The sequence below is a fragment of the Photobacterium sp. OFAV2-7 genome (assembly GCF_022347985.1).
Lineage (GTDB): Bacteria > Pseudomonadota > Gammaproteobacteria > Enterobacterales > Vibrionaceae > Photobacterium.
The window spans coordinates 1-4,631 of the sequence record NZ_JAKRFQ010000382.1 but is presented as its reverse complement, the minus strand read 5'-3'; the positions used below and the strand labels follow the sequence as shown (position 1 = coordinate 4,631).

The window sequence follows — 4,631 nt, the reverse complement described above, 5'->3', positions numbered from 1 at the left end:
CACCAATAACTGATAACTTTATTTGGTTAGTACTTTTTTATTATCTACCATATGACTAATAATATTATTTAATTAACTTTTATAATACTTTCCTATTAAAAGGTGCACTTCATAATTTAATAGCAACATATATACCCAAGCTACCTCAAGATGCTCGTTTCAGCGAGAATTACTTGGCTACTAGGCTAGGCGCCGATTTGAAGATCTAGTGGATCTAAATCAATAATCGGTAACAACGCATAGAAGCCAAGTAAACTCGCCCTTTGGGAGTGAGCCAACGAACTCATTTCTGTGTCAAATAACGTTGAAAGGGGCTACCATTCCTACCGTTATTTTCCTTGAACTGAGCCCGCTGGCCTCACTCTGAATCCTGCATCTTGAGGTAGCTTGGGTATTTAAGATCGGCTTTATATTCACTTTTCCCAGCTTACCTTCAAAATTAGCAAACCGTACAAGATAACCAAATGTGTGACGATTAAATGCGGATTTCCATTTCGACAAAACAAACTTTTAAGAATTTCACTTCAGGAAATAACCCAAAAACGCTAGTGTGGTAACCATAAGTTTCAAATGGGTATTAGTTATGACCATTCAGGCAAAACTCCACCAAATCGTTACCGATCCGACACTGACACCAAAGCAGAAATCTTCCTACCTGGCTTTGGAGGCCGACGCGAGTCTTCCTAATGTTCCTATTACGTATGCAGTTAAAGAAGCGATGGATGAAGGCATCATCTGTGATATGTTCGAAGGCAACGCGCCATTCAAACCTCGTTATGTTTTGCCTGATTATGCCAAATTCCTTCAGCAAGGCTCTCAATATTTGGAGCTATCGGCACCACAAGATCTCGATGAAGCACTTAACGCACTGACGATTATCTACCACCATGTTCCATCGGTCACCAACATTCCGGTTTACCTCGGGCAACTCGACGACTTACTGATGCCCTTTGTCGAGGGAGTCAACGAAGATACGCTTTATCGGAAGCTAAAGCTATTTTGGATCATGCTCGATCGCACCCTTCCCGATGCCTTCATGCACGTAAATATCGGCCCCACAGACAATATTGTCTGCCGGACTATTCTGCGCATTGATGCCGAGCTAAAACAGGTCGCACCGAACTTAACCTTCATGTACGACCCGTCAGTTACACCTGACGAGCTACTGCGAATCGCAACAAAGAATATCTGCGAATGCAGCAAGCCACATATCGCCAATTATCCGGTACATGCCAATGCCTATGACGATAAAGGGTTTGGCATTGTAAGCTGCTACAACTCGCTCCCGCTGGCTGGTGGTGCCAATACTCTTGTTCGGTTAAACCTGAAGCAAGTCGCCCTTAAAGCAAAAAACCAGGAAGATTTTCTCTCAGAGGTGCTGCCTCACTACGCTTCACTCATGTATGAGCTGATTGAGGCCCGCTCGACATTCTTGCATCAAGACTCTCACTTCTTTGACAGCTTCCTGGTCAAAGAGCAGCTAATCGATCAATCCAGATTTTCACCCATGTTCGGGATATACGGTATGGCCGAGGCCGTCAATCTATTACTTGAAAAAGAACAAATAGACGCGAGCTATGGTCATGACGATATAGCCAACCAACTCGGTTATCAAATTTCAGCAGCACTGAATACGATCGTCAAAACAACGCCAGTGACATACGGCTACAATGATCGTGCGCTACTACACGCTCAAGGCGGTATCAGCCTGGATCTTGATGTCACACCGGGAGTCCGCATACCTTATGGCACAGAACCGGATCCTGTCAGCCATATTCAGGCTCTGGCCGAACACCACCAGTATTACACATCCGGTATCAGCGAAATTATCACTATCGATGAAACGGTGAAGTCCAACCCCGAGGCAATGTACCAGCTTTGTAAAGGTGCACTAAGCCTGGGGATGCGCGAGTTTACCGCCAACGTTGATTCGAATGATTTGATCCGTGTAACAGGCTATATGATAAAACTTTCGGATATTGCCAAGTTCAAAGAAAACGGCTCACGCACCAATACCACAGGTCTTGGCGCAGAGGCAGCCAACAATACTGGCATCTTAAACCGAAAACCAAGAGTTGTTTCGCATGAACAGTCGCCTTGCTACTGCAACGATCAGTAAAACACTACCCTTCTCTTGCGTTGACGGGCCTGGCAACAGGCTCGTCATATTCCTGCAAGGCTGTAACTTCAATTGCAAGAATTGCCATAACCCGCATACTATCGGGTTGTGTGACCATTGTGGTGATTGTGTTGAACATTGTCCGGCCAACGCTCTGAGCTTGATTCCTGACGAACAAGGCAAAAACCAGATTCGCTGGAATGCCGATGCCTGCACTCATTGTGACACCTGCATCGATGTCTGCCCTAACCAGTCAAGCCCGAAGACAAAGCAATATACCGTTGACGACATGCTAGCAGTCATCCGCAAAAATAGCTTGTTCATTACCGGCATTACGGTTACTGGCGGCGAAGCGACCTTACAGCTTAATTTCATCATTGAGCTTTTTCAGGCGATAAAATCGAATTCGGATCTACAGCATCTTAGCTGCATGATTGACAGTAACGGCAGCCTGAGCGAAACCGGCTGGAAAAAAGTTATCCCATATATTGATGGCGCGATGATCGACTTGAAGGCCTGGCAGGAAGAGACTCACCGCTGGATAACCGGCCGTGATAATCATAGGGTATTTCAATCCATCCACTTGCTCAGTAATCACAACAAACTGCACGAGCTTCGTCTATTAGTTATTCCGACAATTACCGACTTCGAATCAGAAATTGCGGCGCTGGCCGACTATCTCGTCATGTTACCTGGTGAGAACACCCGCATCCGCGTCAATGCCTTCCAGCATCATGGCGTAACGGGCGAAGCACTGAGATGGCCCACGTGTAGCAAAGAAGAGATAACAGCATTTGCCGAACAACTTACCCAGTTAAGCGTGAGGAATGTGATTTTGCCACCGATGATGGGAAATTAGATCTATGAGAAGCTATCTAGACTATATGCATACTTCAACTCTTCTGCCGAAGCATTGCTACCACTAAATTGTAAAACTACTTTTTTGCCTCTGAGTTTATCTTTTACTTTAATAGCTGCCATTATTGTCGAGCCCCCAGCACCTTCTACTATATTGCGCGTATAATGAGCAGCTAAGGCTATGCCATTATAAATCTCATTCTCTGTAAGCAAAATAAAGTCTGATAGTGCTTCTTTGTAGATATTGAATGTCGTTGAATAAGCAGTTCCTGTAGCAAAGCCTCCTGCAAAAGTTTCATTACTACATTGCATGATGTTCCCTTCACGCCAGGACTGATAGGCAGCAGAAGATCTTTCCGCTTGTACCGCGATAATTTCAACATCAGGCTTAAGAGCATTAAAAGCAACAGTAGCAGCCGCTACTTCACTACCGCCTCCTAGGGGCAGAATCACAACATCAACCTCTGGTAACTCTTCGATAATTTCAACAAACTCAGTCCCTACCCCATTGATAAGACATGGTTCATTAGCAGGATGAGCATAATAGAAGCTTCTCTTTTCACAGATTGAATCTACAATCATTGCCGCTTCATCAAAGTTCGAACCTGCTTCAACTAACTCCGCTCCGGCTTCGAGAATAAGATTCTTTTTTGAAGGATTGGTATTTTCAGGAACAACAACAACAGCTTTAAGTCCAAACATACTTGCTGATTTAGCTATTGATATACCATGATTGCCCGTTGAGAACGTAACAACACCTTCAACACCATTACGCTTCAAGTTAGCCATTAAATAAATACCACCACGTATTTTAAAGCTACCTGTTATATTCTGGTTCTCATGCTTTACATACACATCAGCTTCAAGTAACTGCGAAAGACCTTCATAGCGAATTAACTGTGATGATTTCATCTTTCTCGATATAGGAGATCTTGCCGCCATCACCTCTACAATGGAAATAGGATTATTTTTAATGTTGTTCATCGTGATCATTTCATCCTCCTTGATGTCTTAGGTCGATTAGGCTAACTCCAACTAACCAATTGGATCGTTGCATTTCCTAAATACTTAAAGGTTACATTAACCAAACCACCTGAATTGTTAAGTGCGACTAGAGCATCACAGTCTGTACCAGAAGCACACTCGAAGCTCTTGCCCAGGAAATAATAATTTCCATCAGTTTTAGTGAACGTTGAGCTCAGCATCTCTACCCCGTTGAACTCATAAGAGGCACCGACCTGATCTTCAGTTGAAGATAGAATCTCAATAAGTTGCTCTTTTTGAGAAGAGGCATCTGCTGGCGGGTTATCAATATTTGTGATTTTCACTTTGACCTCGTACAGCGTTCCCCAACTGTAAGTGAAGCCTTCAATGTCACCATAAAAGAGCTCAAACTCATTATTACCGACTGACTTAGTTCTCATACATAATTGCTGAAACATACCCTGGCAAGTACTTTGGTGAGAATCTATGGTGAGCAGCTTTTCTGTTCCCTGCGAACTTTCCGAAGAGCAACCATAAAGAGTTGTTAAGATTATGGCTGCAGAAATAATACCTCTGTACATAAATGTCCCTCAAGAAAAATGCTATGTTAATTCTATCTATTTAAAAATTGCCTAGTTAATTTCTACCATATTTATCGCACAACAAAATT

The 4,631-nt window shown here is 43.4% G+C and carries 4 protein-coding genes; 2 read left to right on the top strand and 2 right to left on the bottom strand.

The features are described from left to right. Positions 1–583: 583 nt before the first annotated feature. Both MHN01_RS17195 and MHN01_RS17190 read left to right on the top strand, forming a co-directional pair. The gene (locus MHN01_RS17195) at positions 584–2,119 is read left to right on the top strand and encodes a YjjI family glycine radical enzyme (protein WP_239412464.1); all 1,536 of its coding nucleotides are present in this window, start codon (positions 584–586) and stop codon (positions 2,117–2,119) included. Then, positions 2,085–2,978, top strand: coding sequence for a YjjW family glycine radical enzyme activase (locus MHN01_RS17190; RefSeq protein ID WP_239412463.1), 894 nt, complete (start codon positions 2,085–2,087; stop codon positions 2,976–2,978). Before MHN01_RS17195 ends, MHN01_RS17190 begins: the two co-directional genes overlap by 35 nt. A gap of 2 nt (positions 2,979–2,980) precedes the next feature. On the opposite strand, the gene MHN01_RS17185 is transcribed toward MHN01_RS17190, so the two are convergent. Both MHN01_RS17185 and MHN01_RS17180 read right to left on the bottom strand, forming a co-directional pair. Continuing rightward, positions 2,981–3,970 carry a threonine/serine dehydratase gene (locus MHN01_RS17185; protein WP_239412462.1) on the bottom strand — a complete coding sequence of 330 codons (990 nt, stop codon included), beginning with the start codon at positions 3,968–3,970 and terminating at the stop codon, positions 2,981–2,983. Positions 3,971–4,002: 32 nt separating this feature from the next. Beyond that, a complete protein-coding gene (locus tag MHN01_RS17180) occupies positions 4,003–4,542 on the bottom strand; it encodes a DUF4377 domain-containing protein (protein ID WP_239412461.1) in 540 nt (179 codons plus the stop codon). Between the last annotated feature and the right edge of the window lie 89 nt (positions 4,543–4,631).